This is a genomic window from Pseudomonas sp. ATCC PTA-122608 (assembly GCF_001952855.1).
In the GTDB taxonomy this organism is placed as follows: domain Bacteria; phylum Pseudomonadota; class Gammaproteobacteria; order Pseudomonadales; family Pseudomonadaceae; genus Aquipseudomonas.
Map to the genome: position 1 here is coordinate 60,440 of NZ_LPNO01000054.1, position 18,004 is coordinate 78,443.

Here is an 18,004-nt window from a genome sequence, read left to right on the forward strand (position 1 = left end):
GAGTTGATGATTCATGGATATCCGTAAAGTTAAGAAACTGATCGAACTGCTGGAAGAATCCGGTATCGACGAGCTGGAGATCAAGGAAGGCGAGGAATCCGTACGGATCAGCCGTCACAGCAAGACCCCGGCCCAACAGTTCTACGCACCTCAGATGCAAGCGCCGGCTCCGGCCGCTGCGCCAGTGGCTGCTCCGGTTGCTGCTGCCGAAGCCCCTGCTGCACCTAAACTGAACGGTTTCGTGGTCAAGTCGCCAATGGTCGGTACCTTCTACCGCACCCCGGCACCGACCTCGCCAGCCTTCGTTGAAGTCGGCGCAACCGTGAAAGTGGGCGACACCATCTGCATCGTTGAAGCGATGAAGATGATGAACCACATCACGGCTGAAAAAGCCGGCGTCATCGAATCCATCCTGGTAGAAAACGGTCAGCCGGTTGAGTACGACCAGCCGCTGTTCACCATCGTTTGAACCGCGGAGCGCCTTCGATGTTGAAACCTGCGAAGAAACTGCAAAAAGTCCTGATCGCCAACCGCGGCGAGATCGCGCTGCGTATCCTGCGCGCCTGTAAGGAAGAGGGCATCAAGACCGTCGCTGTTTACTCGACGGCCGATACCGAATTGATGCACGTGAAACTGGCGGACGAAAGCATCTGCATCGGCCCGCCACTGGCCACGAACTCGTACCTGAAAGTCTCGAACATCATCGCCGCCGCTGAAGTCACTGGCGCCGATGGTATTCACCCGGGCTACGGCTTCCTCGCCGAAAACGCCGATTTCGCCGAACAGGTAGAGAAATCCGGGTTTGCCTTCATCGGCCCGAAAGCCGAAACCATTCGCCTGATGGGCGACAAGGTATCGGCCAAGGACGCCATGATCGCAGCCGGCGTGCCAACCGTTCCAGGTTCCGACGGCCCGCTGCCTGAAGACGAGGCAACCGCGCTGCGCATTGGTCGCGAAGTCGGTTACCCGGTGATCATCAAGGCCGCCGGCGGCGGCGGTGGTCGCGGCATGCGCGTGGTACACAAGGAAGAAGACCTGATCGAAGCCGCCAAGCAGACTCGCTCCGAAGCGGCCGCCTGGTTCGGCAACCCGATGGTCTACCTGGAAAAGTACCTGACCAACCCACGTCACGTGGAAGTGCAGGTATTGTCCGACGGCCAGGGCCACGCCATCCACTTGGGCGACCGCGATTGCTCGCTGCAACGTCGTCACCAGAAGGTACTGGAAGAAGCTCCGGCACCGGGCCTGGATGAAACCGCTCGCCAGGAAGTACTGGCTCGCTGCGTCAAGGCGTGCATCGACATCAACTACCGTGGCGCGGGCACTTTCGAGTTCCTGTACGAGAACGGCCGCTTCTACTTCATCGAGATGAACACTCGTGTGCAGGTAGAGCATCCGGTTTCGGAAATGGTCACCGGTATCGACATCGTCAAGGAGATGCTGAGCATCGCCGCTGGCAACAAGCTGTCGTTTACCCAGGATGATGTGAAGATCCACGGCCACTCCCTGGAGTGCCGGATCAACGCCGAAGACCCGAAAACCTTTATCCCAAGCCCTGGCCTGGTCAAGCATTTCCACGCGCCCGGCGGCAACGGCGTACGTGTGGATTCGCACCTGTACAGCGGCTACAAGGTTCCGTCCAACTACGACTCGCTGATCGGCAAGCTGATCACCTGGGGCGCCACCCGCGACGAGGCCATGGCCCGTATGCGTAACGCCCTGGACGAAATCGTGGTAGACGGCATCAAGACCAACATCCCGCTGCATCGGGATCTGGTTCGCGATGAAGGCTTCTGCGAAGGTGGTGTGAACATTCACTACCTGGAACACAAGCTGGCTAATCAGTAAGCGAAGTGATCCACCCAACAAAGCCGCCTTCGGGCGGCTTTGTTGTTTCTGCCCACCCGTCTTTTCTGGATGGATACATTCCCCTTGTGGGAGCGGGCTTGCTCGCTCCCACATTTTGTTCTGTGTACACCAGCAGTACAGTCGTCTTCTGCTGTTCGCTCGCGTAAACTTGCGCGTCTTTCGCAGCCCTACCCCGCTGCACACTCATTTTTCAAAGGTGCCCGCCATGCCTTGGCTGCAAGTCCGTCTCGCCATCAGCCCAGAACAAGCCGAAACCTACGAAGACGCGTTCCTCGAAGTGGGCGCCGTGTCGGTGACCTTCATGGACGCCGAAGACCAGCCGATCTTCGAGCCCGAGCTCAACACCACCCCGCTGTGGTCCCACACCCATCTGCTGGCCCTGTTCGAAGACGGCACCGAGGCCGCCAGTGTGCTGGCCCATATGGAACTGCTGACCGGCGGCCCACTGCCGGAGCACCACAGCGAAATTATCGAAGACCAGGACTGGGAACGCAGCTGGATGGACAACTTCCAGCCGATGCGCTTTGGCCAGCGCCTGTGGATCGTGCCGAGCTGGCACGCCGCTCCCGAGCCTGACGCCGTCAACCTGCTGCTGGACCCGGGTCTGGCGTTTGGCACCGGCACTCACCCCACCACCGCCCTGTGCCTGGAATGGCTCGACGGCCAGGACCTGAAAGACTGCAACGTGCTGGACTTCGGCTGCGGCTCGGGGATCCTGGCCATCGCCGCCCTGCTGCTGGGCGCAAAGGAAGCCGTCGGTACCGATATCGACGTGCAAGCCCTGGAAGCCTCCCGCGATAACGCCGGGCGCAATAACATCGCTGAAGAGAAATTCCCGCTGTACCTGCCGGAGCAATTGCCCCAGGTGCAAGCCGACGTACTGGTGGCCAACATCCTCGCCGGGCCGCTGGTTGCTTTGGCGCCGCAGCTGTCGAGCCTGGTCAAGCCGGGCGGCCGCCTGGCGCTGTCGGGCATCCTCGCCGAACAGGGCGAAGACGTTGCCGCTGCCTACGCCCAGGATTTCGAGCTGGATCCGATCGCCAACCGCGATGGCTGGGTACGCATCAGTGGTCGTCGGCGCTAGAATGAGCGCCTGCATGAATCGGATGGCCGCATGACCGACAGTTTCGTCACCCAGTGCCCACATTGCCAAGCACGCTTTCGCGTCAACCACGCTCAATTGAGCGTGGCCCGTGGCGTGGTGCGCTGTGGCTCATGCCTGCAAGTGTTCAATGCCGCCCGCCAACTGCTGGAGCAGCGCGCCAGTGCGCCCGTGCCCGAGGCACCAGCAGCGGCACCAGCAGCGGCAGAGCCTGCGCCAGCAGCAGAACCGCCACCCGAAGCACCGCGGGCCATCAGCCAGAAGCAATGGAACGCCGAAGAGCTTGACCTGGATAACCTGGACCTCGACGAAGAGCTGGCCAAGCTGGAACGTCGCGAGATTCAGCACACCCAGCCCGTAGGTGCAGATCGTCGCCAACCCGGCGCCGACCGTCGGCAAAAAGAAGACTCCCTCAGCGCCAGCCGCGACACGGCCAAGGCCGAGGAAGAGCAATGGGCCGCCAGCCTGTTCAGCGAGCCTCGGGATGAACGGGCACAAGCCCCACAACCGACCGATGACGAGCCGCAGCCGGCTAAGGCAAGTCTCGCCAAATCCAAGCGCACCGAACCCTCGATGTCGTTTGAAGCGGTCGAGCCCGACGAAGAACCAGCGCTGCACGCCAACGCCACCGATGACGAACTCGATCCACCGGTAACCGCGGTAACAGACGAGGCAGAACCCGAACAACCGGAACGCCCGCAGCCCAAACGCAAGCGCCCTCGCCCCGAGGCCGGCGCCCACGACGACCTGCTTTCGGACCTGGAAGACGACCCGCTGCACCTGTATTCCCAGAAACGCGCCTCCGGCTGGGGCCGCCGTCTGTTCTGGGGCTTGCTGGTGTTGCTGGCCGCCGCCGGCCTGGCGGGACAATACGTCGCCTACCAATTCGACGAACTTGCACGCCAGGACGCCTACCGCCCGTGGTTCCAGGAACTGTGCCCGAAACTGGGCTGCACCGTGCCATCACGCGTCGATATCGCCCACATCAAGAGCAGCAACCTGGTGGTGCGCAGCCACCCGGAGTTCGCTGGCGCCCTGGTGGTGGACGCGATCATCTATAACCGCGCGACATTCTCCCAACCGTTCCCGCTGTTGGAGCTACGCTTTGCCGACATGAACGGGAATATGATCGCCAGTCGTCGCTTCAAACCCGCCGAATACCTCAGCGGCGAGTTGGCAGGCGTAACCGAGATGCCCTCCCAGACGCCGATCCACATTGCCCTGGACATCCTCGACCCGGGCAACAAAGCGGTGAATTACAGCCTGAGCTTCCACTCTCCCGAGTGATCCGGCCCAAGGAGTAAGGTTTGACGGCGGATTCTTGACTGCTCCGCCGTTGACCAAACCAGCGGCGATAAGAAAATAACTGTTCAGATTTTATCCAATTCAGCCTTTATCCAGTCATCGAGAGCGGGTATCATGCCAACCCTTTTTCGAACTCTAATGATCCGGCCCCACAACAGGGAAGTCCTATGTCGGCGGTACGCATCGGCCCATACACATTGCACAACGGCTTGATCCTCGCCCCTATGGCGGGCGTCACCGACCAGCCCTTTCGTCAGCTTTGCAAGCGTTTGGGCGCAGGGCTTGTAGTCTCGGAAATGGTCACCAGCGACATGAGCTTGTGGAACACCCGCAAATCGCGGATGCGCATGATCCACGAAGGTGATCCCGAGCCCCGCTCGGTACAGATCGCCGGCGGAGATGCGCAAATGCTGGCGGATGCAGCCCGGGCCAACGTGGAGTTGGGGGCGCAGATTATTGATATCAACATGGGTTGCCCGGCCAAGAAGGTCTGCAACAAGGCCGCCGGGTCGGCCCTGTTGAAGGATGAGCAGTTGGTGAGCGAGATCCTGCATGCCGTTGTCGCTGCAGTGGATGTGCCGGTCACCCTGAAGATCCGCACCGGCTGGGACCGGGACAACAAGAATGGCCTGACGGTGGCGAAGATCGCCGAGCAGGCGGGCATTACAGCGCTGGCGGTGCATGGCCGCACCCGCGCCGACCTTTACACCGGTGAAGCCGAGTACGACACCATTGCCGCGATCAAGCAGGCGGTGTCGATTCCCGTCTTTGCCAACGGCGACATCGATTCAGCCGAGAAAGCCCGGCGCGTGCTGCACGCGACCGGCGCCGATGGCTTGTTGATTGGCCGGGCTGCCCAGGGGCGGCCGTGGATTTTTCGTGAGATCGAGCATTTTCTGCGTACCGGTGAAACCTTGCCGGCACCGGAGCTGATCGAGGTGGAACGTATTCTGCTAGAGCATCTGGCCGCCCTGCACGCCTTCTATGGAGACGTGATGGGCGTACGCATTGCTCGCAAGCATGTGGGCTGGTATCTCGCAACCTTGCCGGGCGCCAAGGAGTTTCGCGCCCACTTCAATCGTTTGGATGATACGGAAGCACAGTGCGCCAACGTTCGTGAGTTCTTCAGCGAACGTTACAAGAGCCTGGTGACAGGGGACGGAGAAGGGGTGGCCGCATGACGATGATGACCGAGACTTTAGTGAGTGGAACAACACCCGTGAGCGACAACGTCAATTTGAAACAGCACCTCAACACGCCGAGCGAAGAAGGCCAGACCCTTCGCGGCAGTGTCGAGAAGGCGCTGCACAATTATTTCGCCCACCTTGAGGGCGCTGCCGTCACGGACGTGTACAACCTGGTGCTCTCCGAAGTCGAAGCGCCGTTGCTCGAAAGCGTAATGAACTACGTCAAGGGCAACCAGACCAAGGCCAGTGAGCTGCTCGGTCTGAACCGTGGCACGCTGCGCAAGAAACTCAAGCAGTACGATTTGCTGTAAGCATTCAATCAAACCAGAAAGGCGCCCGCGTAAAAACGGACGCCTTTTTTGCTGACTCCTTTGCTTTTGATGGAAATTGAAATGACCGACCAGACTACCCGCCTGCCGATCCGCCGTGCCTTGATCAGTGTCTCCGACAAGACCGGGATCCTCGAATTTGCCCGGGAGCTGGAAGCCCTGGGCGTGGAGATTCTCTCCACCGGCGGGACCTTCAAACTGCTGCAGGACAACGGCGTGGCCGCAGTGGAAGTGGCGGACTACACCGGTTTCGCAGAAATGATGGACGGTCGGGTCAAGACCCTGCACCCGAAAATCCACGGCGGGATCCTCGGTCGTCGCGGTATCGACGACGCCATCATGAGCGAGCACGGCATCAAGCCGATCGACCTGGTGGCCGTTAACCTGTACCCGTTCGAAGCCACCATCAACAAGCCAGGCTGCGACCTGCCGACCGCCATCGAGAACATCGATATCGGCGGCCCGACCATGGTTCGCTCGGCTGCCAAAAACCACAAAGACGTGGCCATCGTGGTTAACGCCAGCGATTACGCCAACGTACTGGAAAGCCTGAAAGCCGGCGGCCTGACCTACGCCCAGCGCTTCGACCTGATGCTCAAGGCCTTCGAACACACCGCCGCCTACGACGGCATGATCGCCAACTACCTGGGCACCGTGAACCAGGCGGCTGAAACCCTGAGCACTGAAGGTCGCAGCCAGTTCCCGCGCACCTTCAACAGCCAGTTCATCAAGGCCCAGGAAATGCGCTACGGCGAGAACCCGCACCAGAGCGCGGCGTTCTACGTTGAGGCCAAGCCTGCTGAAGTCGGCATCGCCACCGCGACCCAACTGCAAGGCAAAGAGCTGTCCTACAACAACGTGGCCGACACCGACGCCGCGCTGGAATGTGTGAAGAGCTTCGTCAAGCCAGCCTGCGTGATCGTCAAGCACGCCAACCCGTGCGGCGTGGCCGTGAGCCCGGACGCTGAAGGCGGTATCCGCCAGGCGTACGAACTGGCCTACGCCACCGACACCGAGTCGGCCTTCGGCGGCATCATTGCCTTCAACCGTGAGCTGGACGCCGAGACCGCCAAGGCGATCGTCGAGCGTCAGTTCGTTGAAGTGATCATTGCCCCATCCGTCAGTGAAGAAGCCCGCGCCATCGTTGCTGCCAAGGCCAATGTGCGCCTGCTGGCCTGCGGCGAGTGGTCGGCTGAGCGTGCCGCTGCCTGGGACTACAAGCGCGTCAACGGCGGCTTGCTGGTACAGAGCCGCGACATCGGCATGATCGGCAGCGAAGACCTGAAAGTGGTGACCAAGCGCGCCCCGACCGAGCAGGAAATCAACGACCTGATCTTCGCCTGGAAAGTCGCCAAGTACGTTAAATCCAACGCCATCGTCTACGCCAAGAATCGCCAGACCATTGGTGTCGGCGCTGGCCAGATGAGCCGTGTGAACTCGGCACGTATCGCTGCCATCAAGGCTGAGCATGCCGGCTTGCAGGTACAGGGTTCGGTGATGGCGTCCGACGCATTCTTCCCGTTCCGCGACGGCCTCGACAACGCCGCGAAAGCCGGTGTGACCGCCGTGATCCAACCGGGCGGCTCGATGCGTGATGCAGAAGTGATTGCAGCGGCGGATGAAGCCGGCATCGCCATGGTGTTTACCGGCATGCGCCACTTCCGCCACTGATCCAACTTGATCGAAATGTGGGAGCGGGCTTGCTCGCGAATACGGTGTATCAGCTACATATCCTGCGACTGACACACCGCTTTCGCGAGCAAGCCCGCTCCCACATAAAGCGCTCCAGCGGCGCCTTACAGAATTTGAGGTTTTTGAAATGAATGTTTTGATCATTGGCAGCGGTGGCCGTGAACACGCCCTGGCCTGGAAAGTTGCCCAGGACCCACGCGTCCAGAAAGTTTTCGTCGCGCCTGGCAACGCCGGCACCGCCATTGAAGCCAAGTGCGAAAACGTCGCCATCGACGTGCTGGCCCTTGAGCAGCTGGCGGACTTTGCAGAGAAAAACGTTTCCCTGACCATCGTCGGTCCGGAAGTGCCATTGGTAGCCGGCGTTGTGGACCTGTTCCGCAGCCGTGGCCTGGACTGCTTCGGCCCAACCGCCGGTGCCGCCCAACTGGAAGGTTCGAAAGCCTTCACCAAGGATTTCCTGGCTCGCCACAAGATCCCGACGGCCGACTACCAGAACTTCACCGAGATCGAGCCGGCCCTGGCTTACCTGCGTGAGGTCGGTGCACCGATCGTGATCAAGGCCGACGGCCTGGCCGCCGGCAAAGGCGTGATCGTCGCGATGACCCTGGCCGAAGCCGAAGACGCCGTGCGCGACATGCTCGCCGGCAACGCTTTCGGTGAAGCCGGTTCGCGCGTGGTGATCGAAGAGTTCCTCGACGGCGAAGAAGCCAGCTTCATCGTAATGGTCGACGGCAAGAACGTGCTGCCGATGGCCACCAGCCAGGACCACAAACGTGTAGGCGACGGCGACAGCGGCCCGAACACCGGCGGCATGGGCGCTTACTCCCCTGCTCCGGTAGTGACTGCCGAAGTGCACAAGCGCGTGATGGACCTGGTGATCTGGCCAACCGTGCGTGGCATGGCCGATGAAGGCAACGTGTACACCGGTTTCCTGTATGCCGGCTTGATGATCGATAAAGCCGGTAACCCGAAAGTCATCGAGTTCAACTGCCGCTTCGGCGATCCGGAAACCCAACCGGTGATGCTGCGCCTGCAATCGAGCCTGGTACTGCTGGTGGAAGCGGCGCTGGCCCAGGCCCTCGACAAGGTCGAAGCCCAGTGGGACCCGCGCCCAAGCGTTGGCATCGTGCTGGCCGCCGGCGGCTACCCGGCCGACTACGCCAAGGGCGATGTGATTGAAGGTCTGGATGCGGCTGCTACGCTGGAAGGCAAGGTGTTCCACGCGGGCACCGCGCTCAAGGATGGCAAGGTTGTCACCGCCGGTGGTCGCGTATTGTGCGCAACCGCCATGGGCAGCAGCGTAGACGCCGCCCAACAACAGGCTTACAAGCTGGCGGCGAAGATCGACTGGAAAGGCTGCTTCTACCGCACCGACATTGGCTACCGCGCCATTGCCCGTGAGCGTGGCGAAAGTCAGTAAACAGCTATCCGTTCGGTTAGGCAGGGGCCCTTGGCCCTTGCCCTACGCTTGTGGCCCCGCGCATAGTTATACCCATGCATCAACCTACGAAGGGATTTCGCCGTGCGCTGGCTCAGGATCGCCATAGGTTTCACTGTCAGTCTGCTGACCTTGCTCTGCTTGTTTCCAGCCCAGGCTGCGGCACAAGGCAGTGGCTGGGCGGTATTGCTTGATGAACAGGCCGATCTGCAACTGAGCGACATCCGCTCGCCCCGCTACATCAATCAATTCAGCCCCATCGAACTGGACCGGATTACCGCCGCGCAACCGGACGGTGCGTTGTGGGTGCGCTTCAGGCTGCAACCCGGCAAGCACGAGCAGGTGCTACGGGTATTCGCCCCGGACCTGGCACACCTGAACCTGTACGTGCTCGACGGCGACACCCTGGTGGAGCAGCAAGCCACCGGCACCCGCCAGCCCCAGGCCGAGCGCCCGCTGCCCAGCAGCGACTTCATGCTGCCGATGCCCCAGAGCCAGAAGCCGCTGGACGTGTACCTGCGCATGGTCTCGGAACACGAGCTGCGCCCGTACATCACCCTGGAGCCCGCCGTACTCGCGGCGGCCAACCAGAACCAGACGCTGATCTACGGGTTGCTGTTCGGTTGCCTGGTGATGCTGATCCTGCACAACCTGACCCGCTACGCCTACCATCGCTCCCGCAGCAGCCTGTGGCTCGCCGCCTGCGAAGTGTTGTTGCTGCTCAGCCTGGCGCTGCTGCTCAACCTGGTCGGGCCGTGGCTGCCGAACTGGCACGCGGTACAGACCCCCGGTGCGTACCTCGCCCTGCTGCTGACGGCGCCGTGCGGGCTGATGTTCGCCTATCGCTTCTTTGCGCCGCTGGGCCCGCATCCGCTGAACAAGCTGCTGATGGCCGACATTCTGCTGATCGTCTTGAGCGGGCTGTTGCTGCTGTTCGTCAATACGCTGCCGCTGAACATCATCACCTACGCGTTGGTGGCGCTGGCCGGCCTGAGCATGCTGTTCGTCTCGGCCTATCACTGGCAAAAAGGGTATCGCCCGGCGCGCCTGTTCATGGTGGCGATGGTGATTTTCAACATCGGCACGCTGATTATCCTGCCGGCCTTGCTGGGCCTGACATTGGTAGCGCCCCAAGGCTTGATCGTTACCCTGCTCGGTTTTATCTGCCTCAGCGGCCTGTTGATGAGCCTGGCCTTGGGCGAACGCCAGCGCGCCATCACCGAAGATAACTTCAGCCTCAGCCGCGACCTGGCCGCCAGCAATGCCGAGATCGCCGCCAAGGCCGAGTTCCTGGCGAAGATCAGCCACGAAATCCGTACGCCCATGAACGGCGTGCTGGGCATGACCGAACTGCTGCTGGGCACGCCGCTGTCGGTCAAGCAGCGCGACTACGTGCAAACCATCCACAGTGCCGGCAACGAATTGCTCACCCTGATCAACGAGATTCTCGATATCTCCAAGCTTGAGTCCGGGCAGATCGAACTGGACGACGTGCAGTTCGACCTCAACGCGTTGATCGAAGACTGCCTGAGTATTTTCCGCGCCAAGGCCGAGCAGCAAAACGTCGAGCTGATCAGCTTTATCCAGCCCCAGGTGCCACGGGTGATCAGCGGCGACCCGACGCGCCTGCGCCAGGCGCTGTTGAGCCTGCTGGAAAACGCCCTGCAAAAAACCGATGAAGGCGAAGTGCTGATCGTGGTGGCGCTGGATGAGCGCAGCAGCAAACCGCGCCTGCGCATTGCGGTGCAAGACAGCGGCCTGCCAATGGAGCCCGCCGAGCGCGACGCCCTGCTGCACAGCGAATTGCACAGCAAGAATTTCCTGTCTGCTACACGCTTGAGCGGCCATCTGGGCCTGGTCATTGCTCGCCAGTTGATCCTGTTGATGAACGGCGAGTTCGGCATCAAGAGTGGCAGCCAACAAGGCAGCACCCTGTGGCTGACCTTGCCACTGGACCCGGAACGTCTCGAACATCCCACCTCCGACCTCGACGGCCCGCTCAAGGGCGCGCGCGTGCTGGTGGTGGACGACAACGACACCTGCCGCAAAGTGCTGGTGCAGCAATGCACGGCCTGGGGCCTGAACGTGAGTGCCGTGCCTTCGGGCAAGGAAGCCCTGGCGCTGCTGCGCACCAAGGCGCACCTGCGAGACTATTTCGACGTGGTGCTGCTGGACCAGAACATGCCCGGCATGACCGGCATGCAACTGGCGGCGAAGATCAAGGAAGACCCGAGCCTGAACCACGACATCTTGCTGATCATGCTCACCGGCATCAGCAATGCGCCGAGCAAGATCATCGCGCGCAACTGCGGGATCAAACGCATCCTCGCCAAACCGGTGGCCGGCTACACCCTCAAGACCACACTGGCCGACGAGTTGACCCAACGCAGCAAAGGCACCGTGCAACCACGCCAGCCGGCGATCAGCGCGCCAGCGCCTGTGACGGTGCCGAGTGATTTCCGGATCCTGGTGGCTGAAGACAACAGCATCTCCACCAAGGTCATTCGCGGCATGCTCGGCAAGCTCAACCTGCAGCCGGACACCGCGAGCAATGGCGAAGAAGCCCTGCAAGCGATGAAAACCCAGCGGTATGACCTGGTGTTGATGGACTGTGAAATGCCGATCCTCGACGGTTTCTCCGCCACCCAGCAACTGCGGGCGTGGGAAGTCAGCAACCAGCGCATTCGTACGCCGATCGTGGCGCTGACGGCGCACATTCTTTCGGAACACAAAGAGCGTGCACGCCAGGCCGGGATGGATGGGCACATGGCCAAGCCGGTGGAGTTGTCACAGTTGCGCGAGCTGGTGGAGTATTGGGTAGCACAGCGGGCACAACGCCCCGAGCACGCCCCGACTTCCTGACACGCCCCACCTGTAGGAGCGAGCTTGCTCGCGAAGAACCTGAGAGCGCCGCGTTAAACCAGAAAGCCCGCGTTATCGTTAACGACCTTCGCGAGCAAGCTCGCTCCTACAGGGGATCAGTGCAGCCCGTTCGTCACAGGCCTGATAAACTCCCGCTCGCCCTCCTTCGCTGTGAGCTCCCACCATGCTCCACGTGTTGTTCAGCGTTTACCTGAAGATGCTGGTGCTCTACAGCCCCTTCTTCGTGCTTTCCTGCTTTATCAGCCTGACCCGCGGTTACTCCAGCAAGGAGCGGCGGCGCCTGGCCTGGAAAGTGGCCCTCGCCACCCTGGTATCGAGCGTGTTGCTCTACCTGTTCGGCCGGGTGATTTTCAGTGTGTTCGGCATCACCGTCGACGCCTTCCGCATCGGCGCCGGCAGTGTGCTGTTTATCTCCGCGCTGGGCATGGCCCAGGGCAAGTCGGCGGTGCAGACCGACAACGTGCAGCAGGACGTGACCATCGTCCCGCTGACCATCCCCCTGACCGTCGGCCCCGGCACCATCGGTGCACTGCTGGTGATGGGCGTCAGCCAGCCGCACTGGGACGACAAGATCACCGCAATCCTCAGCATTGCCCTGGCCAGCCTTACGGTGGGCGTGGTGCTGTACCTGTCCAACCGTATCGAACGCATCCTCGGCGACCAGGGCTTGCAGATTGTCAGCCGATTGATGGGGTTGTTTGTGTGCGCCCTGGCCGCACAAATCATCTTCACCGGTGTACGCGGCTACCTGGTGCCGTAGGTCAGATCCTGTATTGGGCGATAGCCTGGCGGACCTTGTCCCCTGCGCTGTCGCGCAGCAGTTGAATCGTGGCTTCGTTGACCACCGAGCTGTTCAGCACCAGGCAGGTGCGGCCACTGAAGGCTTCAACGGACGCACTGTCCCACTCCAGAAACGGCATGCCCAACTGCTTGCTGACGCCGTGGGAACTGTAAGTCACCAGCACCATCGACACTTCCCCCGCCGTTTCCGAACACGACGCCAAGCCGAAATCACCGCCCTCATGGGTCGTGATATTTCGTTTGAATAACTCAAATGAGGCCGGGAGTTGCTTCAAGGCTTCGATAGCCTCCCCCACCCGTTTGGGCAGAGCGCTGATCAATGGTCCCGACAGGAACGTCGAGGCTACCGTGGCCGCCACCAGGTTCAGCGCCGCCAACTGCACCGACAACCCCTTGCGAGTCGTGTAGACCCGCTCGAAACTGCTCCTGACCGGCATCCACCCAAGGCTGCTCATCACGTTGATGAATTCGTTGTACCAGGCCTCCGTGCCCCGGGCGATCCGCAACACATCGCTGACGTAGCTGCTCGCCAGCAAATAGCTTTTGCGGGTGTACTCCTTGTTGAGACTCGTCATGCCCTCCACGAACGACATGACGCTGTTGTTCACCACCGCCGCGTTCATCTCCTCATCCCCTTCGGGCTGCACCGCCGGGCTCAAACCCGACGGCAGGCTGGACGCGTCCGGAAGCCGGTAAGTGGCAATCAGCCTCCTCCTTTTTGCGCTGTTGATCCGTCTGTTGTTTCGCTCCATATCCATTTCTCCATAACCCCCAACATGGGGCTCAACGCCAACACTAGTCGAGTTGCCGGGGATTTTGAGCTGCTGGAAATTGACCACAGAACGCGCGGCGACACGCAGGAAAAAATCACTGCAGGCGGCGCAGGTGAGTAAACGTTGGGGATGAACCGGTGGTGCGCAAAGGCGTCGTATTTTTCTTCAATCAGTAGAGAAAGGTATGACCCGTCCCGACGCAAAAAGCACTCGGCAAGCAGACCTTTCTTCCATCACCTGATGACTTTTTCAAGGCAGCCCCGTTGCAGGGCCACCCTTTTTCAGGAGGCCGGCTTATCGCCATACCAACGTGGCGTGTACACCCACTCGCCACCACCGGCCCGGGGAAATACGCAGGTGGTGGACGAACCGATCAGCACCATGGTGCGCATGTCCACCTGGTCCGGTGTCAGTTGCCCCAGCGTTGTGACGCGCAAGGTCTGGCCCGGGCGACCGATATCACGGCCCAGCACCACCGGCGTTTCGGCCGTGCGATGCTGCGCGACGATCTCCAGGGCGCGCCCCAACTGCCAGGGCCGAGCACGGGAAATCGGGTTGTAGAACGCCAACGCCAGGTCGGCCTGGGAAGCCAGGTCCAGACGCTTCTCGATGATCGACCAGGGCTTGAGGTTGTCCGACAGCGACATCACGCAGAAGTCATGCCCCAGCGGCGCCCCCGCCTGTGCCGCCGTGGCGAGGGATGCCGAAACACCCGGCAGAATCTCCAGGTCGACCTGATGCCAGGCCGGGTCGCCGGACTCGTGCAGGGCCTCGATCACCGCAGCCGCCATGGCGAATACGCCAGGGTCACCCGAGGACACCACCACCACCGAACGCCCCTGCGCCGCCAGCTCAAAGGCGTGACGGGCGCGCTGCATTTCTTCGCGGTTGTCGGTGCAGTGCTGGATTTGATCCGGGCGGAACGGCCCGGCCATGCGTACGTAGGTTTCGTAACCCAGCACATCGGTGCAACGGGCCAGTTCGGCCTTTACCGCCGGCACCATCAGTTCGGCAGCGCCAGGGCCCAAACCGATGACCGCCAGGCGGCCACGGGGACGTCCGACCTGGGACAGGTCCAGAGGTGCATCGGCCACCGTGATTGCGATGTCCGCTTGGGTCGGCAGACCGGCGAAGCGCAACGGCACGCCCAACTCGACTGAAGCTTCATGCAACGACGAATTGGCCATCTCGGTTTCAGCCGCCAGCAAAACCGCCAGGGACTGCACGGCGAGCCCCGCATCCTGCAACGCCGCACGAATGCGCGCGGCCAATTGCGGCCCCGGCTGGCAGGTGACCAACACGTTCTTCGGATAAATCAGCAACTCATTGGCTGCAGGCGTGCGCTCGGCACTGCCGACGTGAATCGTCAGATGGGCCTGCTGATCCTGCAGCAAGTTGGCCTGATCCAGCCATGGCGCCGCGCCTTCGATGCGTACCGATTCGCCAGCCAGCAAGTCGGAAACAAAGCGCTTGCCCAGCTCCAGATCACCGAGCTGATAACCGCTGGGCGGGTTGAGTAGGCAGGTGCCGAAACGCAGTTCGCCACTGGTGGTGATCGCGGCGGCCACGCCCAAGGTGGCGGCGATTTCCCGCGCCATTACGTTCACGCCACCCAGGCCACCAAGCAGCGGCACTACGGCGCTACCGTCTTCGGCAACCGCCAGCACGGCAGGCTCGACGCCCTTCTCCAGCAGCAGCGGCGCCAGGGTGCGGATCACAATCCCGGCAGCGCACAACGCGATGATCGGCGTGCCCTGTTGATACAACTGGCGCACGGTGGCGCCAAATTCGTTATAGGCCTGATCTGCGCCCTCGACCCGACCGGCCAAGCCGTGGATCAGCGCATCGGGATACACCTGCTGGATAGCCCGGGCAGTGGCGAGACTGCCCTGCCCCAGAATGACAATCGCGGGAGCCGTCATCAGCCTTGCCACCTTTCGCCGGGAACGATGATCAGCGAGAAGTACGGCGAAGAGGTTGGATCGACGTCGCTCAGGGCGACGATTTTCTGATTGGCCATGGTCGCGCGCTCGACGTACAAAGCCCGGCTCGCCAGCCCCAATTCTTCAAGCACCTGACGCACCTTGGTGAAGTTGCGCCCCAGCTTCATGATCACCGCCGCATCGGCATCCGCCAGGCGACGCTTGAGTTCGTCATGGGGCGATACGCCGGAAAGCACCGACAGGCTCTGGTTGCGATACACCAGCGGCGCACCCAGCACGGACGCGCCGCCGAGCATCGAGCACACGCCCGGGATCACCTGGGCTTCATAGCGCTCGGCCAGGCGGTCATGCAAATACATGTAGGAGCCGTAGAAGAACGGGTCGCCTTCGCAGATCACTGCCACATCGCGCCCGGCGTCCAGGTGTGCGGCCACGTCGACACTGGCGGTGTCATAGAAATCGCTGATCACTTGCTCGTACGACAGCGGCGCCGGCAACACTTCAGTGGTCACCGGGTACACCAGCGGCATCAGGGTTTGCTGTGGCACCAAATGGTCTTCAATAATGCCGAAAGCGTTGCCCTTCTTGCCCTTGGCCACGAAGTACGCCACCACCGGCGATTCGCGCAGCAGGCGCAGGGCCTTGAGGGTGATGAGTTCCGGGTCACCGGGGCCTACGCCCAGGCCAATCAAACGTCCGCGTGCCGGCATTATTCGACCTCCGTGGCCAAGGCGTTGACCGCGGCGGCGGCCATCGCACTGCCGCCCAGGCGGCCTTGCATGATCACGAACGGTACGCCGCGGCTGTCTGCCGCCAGCATCGCCTTGGATTCGGCGGCGCCGACAAAGCCCACCGGGAAACCGAGGATCAGTGCAGGTTTTGGCGCGCCGGCGTCGAGCATTTCCAGCAGGTAGAACAGCGCTGTCGGCGCATTGCCGATCACCACCACGCTGCCTTCCAGGTGCGGGCGCCACAGCTCCAAGGCGGCGGCGGAACGGGTGTTGCCCAGCTCGCGGGCCAACTCCGGCACGCTGTCATCGCGCAGGGTGCAGATCACCTGGTTATTGGCCGGCAAGCGGGTGCGGGTCACGCCTTCGGAAACCATCCGCGCATCACACAGGATCGGCGCACCGGCGGCCAGGGCTTCACGCCCGGCCTTGCCGGCACCTTCGGAAAATTGCAGGCCGTCGATGGCGTCGACCATGCCGCAAGCATGAATCACCCGCACGGCGAGCTTTTCCAGGTCGGCAGGAATGCGATCCAGCTTGGCTTCTGCGCGAATGATCGCGAAGGAGTTGCGATAGATCTCCTGACCGTCGCGGATGTAATCAATCATCGGTGTTGCTCCGTGGGTGGGCGCGMAATAAGGCGCCCGCCGCTTCAATAGAAAGAGTACGCGCGTGCAGGCGGCCAAAACCGGGCTGGCCTGCGTCGCGAAAATAGAGGTCGTAGTGGCCTGGGCTCACGGCCAGCAAGGTGACGGGCGCGGTGTGTGCGGCCGCGCAGGACCGCGGGCAGCCGGACAGGTGCACGCTGTGGCCGGGCGCGAGCGTTGCCAATTGCAGGGCGTCGGTCTTGGTGTCGGCCAGGCCTTTGGCGCACCCACTGGAGCCGGTGCAGGCGATCAGGCGCGCCAGGGGTTGGTCCACCGAGCACAAAAAGCCAAGCCGTTCGAGGCGCTCAATGACCGCCGCCGCGTCACGGATATTGGGCAGCAGCAGGCCCTGCCATGGCGTGACACGCAGGGTGGCGTCTCCATGGTCGACGGCCAGTTGCGCGGCGCCCCTGAGCATCGCCGAATCCAGGCGGCCCAAGGGTGCGACGGCGGCGACGTAGACCTGGTTTTTTTGGCGCTGTGGATAACTTCCCAGGTGCAGCGGCGCGGAGTTGGGGCGCCTTGAAAAGCCTTCAACCGGCTGCAAGGGCAGGTTTAGTCGCTCGATAAAGTTATCCACAGCGGTTTCGGCCAGCAGGTGGCGCATCCGGGTTTGATCGGGCCGGGCCAGTTCAAGGAACAGCTCCAGAACCGCCACCACCAGTGCATGCCCTTGCGCCAAAGGCACGGCGGCCAACGGCGAGTCCTGCGCCGGGCAGCCTGCCAGGCCGAACGCCAACAGCGTCTCGCCGTTGGCGTCGAATGCCGACAGCCACAGGTCGTGATGATGTTCGAGCATTGCCAGCGCTTCACCGCCGTCCAGTTGTACGGCGAACTTGGCCGACAGTTCATGGAATCGCGGGTGGGTTTCCAGGGTGGTAAGGATTTCGTCGGCCAGCGGCCGTGTGTCGAACAACATCTCGCGGTCAATCCCGGCGCTGGGGCTGAGCATCAGATTGCGCACATCGTCACCGGCGGCGCTCCTGGGGCCCAGGTCAGCCGCCAGCAAGGCGACGATCAATGCGTCGTGCCCGGCGCCTATTCCGCGAATTTGCAGGTTGGCGCGGTTGGTTGCCTCGATCACACCGCCGGCATGGGCCTGGGCCGCATCAGCCACGGCAAATGCCTGCTCGGCGCGGATCGAACCACCGGCCAGCTTGATCCGGCAAATCCCGCCGTCCAACGCCTGGACAATACGCAGCAACCCCGGACAGGCCGAGGGGCGCAAGGTATTGGACAGTGGTGTTGGTTTCACAGGGCTACCGGTTCACGGGTAAAGGCGCGGTATTATGCCTGCTTTGTCCGGC

15 protein-coding genes are annotated in these 18,004 nt (G+C 62.1%); 10 read left to right on the top strand and 5 right to left on the bottom strand.

Going from position 1 to position 18,004, the window contains the following annotated elements; translation table 11 throughout:
• The first annotated feature begins 13 nt into the window (after positions 1 to 13).
• The 10 genes from accB to AU074_RS31195 all read left to right on the top strand — a co-directional run bounded on the left by accB (position 14) and on the right by AU074_RS31195 (position 12,565).
• Positions 14 to 469, top strand: coding sequence for an acetyl-CoA carboxylase biotin carboxyl carrier protein (accB, locus tag AU074_RS31150; RefSeq protein WP_076017978.1), 456 nt, complete (start codon positions 14 to 16; stop codon positions 467 to 469).
• A 17-nt stretch (positions 470 to 486) separates the two neighbouring features.
• Positions 487 to 1,848 carry an acetyl-CoA carboxylase biotin carboxylase subunit gene (gene accC, locus AU074_RS31155; RefSeq protein WP_076017979.1) on the top strand — a complete coding sequence of 454 codons (1,362 nt, stop codon included), beginning with the start codon at positions 487 to 489 and terminating at the stop codon, positions 1,846 to 1,848.
• A 226-nt stretch (positions 1,849 to 2,074) separates the two neighbouring features.
• Positions 2,075 to 2,953, top strand: a complete 879-nt coding sequence (gene prmA, locus AU074_RS31160) for a 50S ribosomal protein L11 methyltransferase (protein WP_076017980.1) — start codon at positions 2,075 to 2,077, stop codon at positions 2,951 to 2,953.
• A 30-nt stretch (positions 2,954 to 2,983) separates the two neighbouring features.
• Positions 2,984 to 4,258, top strand: a complete 1,275-nt coding sequence (locus tag AU074_RS31165; RefSeq protein WP_076017981.1) for a DUF3426 domain-containing protein — start codon at positions 2,984 to 2,986, stop codon at positions 4,256 to 4,258.
• 185 nt (positions 4,259 to 4,443) lie between these two features.
• Positions 4,444 to 5,457: a tRNA dihydrouridine synthase DusB gene (dusB, locus tag AU074_RS31170; RefSeq protein ID WP_076017982.1), complete on the top strand. Its 1,014-nt coding sequence runs from the start codon at positions 4,444 to 4,446 to the stop codon at positions 5,455 to 5,457.
• The gene (gene fis / locus AU074_RS31175; RefSeq protein WP_003186237.1) at positions 5,454 to 5,774 is read left to right on the top strand and encodes a DNA-binding transcriptional regulator Fis; all 321 of its coding nucleotides are present in this window, start codon (positions 5,454 to 5,456) and stop codon (positions 5,772 to 5,774) included. Before dusB ends, fis begins: the two co-directional genes overlap by 4 nt.
• An 81-nt stretch (positions 5,775 to 5,855) precedes the next feature.
• The gene (gene purH / locus AU074_RS31180) at positions 5,856 to 7,463 is read left to right on the top strand and encodes a bifunctional phosphoribosylaminoimidazolecarboxamide formyltransferase/IMP cyclohydrolase (protein ID WP_076017983.1); all 1,608 of its coding nucleotides are present in this window, start codon (positions 5,856 to 5,858) and stop codon (positions 7,461 to 7,463) included.
• Between the two features lie 148 nt (positions 7,464 to 7,611).
• On the top strand, positions 7,612 to 8,904 hold the full coding sequence (gene purD / locus AU074_RS31185; RefSeq protein WP_003217326.1) for a phosphoribosylamine--glycine ligase: 1,293 nt from the start codon (positions 7,612 to 7,614) through the stop codon (positions 8,902 to 8,904).
• Positions 8,905 to 9,006: 102 nt separating this feature from the next.
• Positions 9,007 to 11,784 (top strand): hybrid sensor histidine kinase/response regulator, encoded by a 2,778-nt coding sequence (locus AU074_RS31190; RefSeq protein ID WP_076017984.1) that lies wholly within the window; start codon positions 9,007 to 9,009, stop codon positions 11,782 to 11,784.
• A gap of 184 nt (positions 11,785 to 11,968) precedes the next feature.
• On the top strand, positions 11,969 to 12,565 hold the full coding sequence (locus AU074_RS31195) for a MarC family protein (RefSeq protein WP_003217330.1): 597 nt from the start codon (positions 11,969 to 11,971) through the stop codon (positions 12,563 to 12,565).
• A gap of 1 nt (position 12,566) precedes the next feature.
• Here AU074_RS31195 and AU074_RS31200 read toward each other — a convergent pair whose 3' ends face one another.
• From AU074_RS31200 to cobG, 5 genes are all read right to left on the bottom strand, one after another.
• Entirely contained in the window at positions 12,567 to 13,358 is a 792-nt protein-coding gene (locus AU074_RS31200; protein WP_076017985.1) for a hypothetical protein, read from the bottom strand.
• Between the two features lie 302 nt (positions 13,359 to 13,660).
• Positions 13,661 to 15,301, bottom strand: coding sequence for a precorrin-3B C(17)-methyltransferase (gene cobJ, locus AU074_RS31205; protein ID WP_076017986.1), 1,641 nt, complete (start codon positions 15,299 to 15,301; stop codon positions 13,661 to 13,663).
• A complete protein-coding gene (locus AU074_RS31210) occupies positions 15,301 to 16,032 on the bottom strand; it encodes a precorrin-2 C(20)-methyltransferase (RefSeq protein WP_076017987.1) in 732 nt (243 codons plus the stop codon). The genes cobJ and AU074_RS31210 overlap by 1 nt, the downstream gene beginning before the upstream one ends.
• Positions 16,032 to 16,658, bottom strand: a complete 627-nt coding sequence (locus AU074_RS31215; RefSeq protein ID WP_010174005.1) for a precorrin-8X methylmutase — start codon at positions 16,656 to 16,658, stop codon at positions 16,032 to 16,034. The genes AU074_RS31210 and AU074_RS31215 overlap by 1 nt, the downstream gene beginning before the upstream one ends.
• Complete coding sequence (cobG, locus tag AU074_RS31220) at positions 16,651 to 17,952, bottom strand: precorrin-3B synthase (RefSeq protein ID WP_083676746.1); 1,302 nt, start codon at positions 17,950 to 17,952, stop codon at positions 16,651 to 16,653. Before cobG ends, AU074_RS31215 begins: the two co-directional genes overlap by 8 nt.
• Between the last annotated feature and the right edge of the window lie 52 nt (positions 17,953 to 18,004).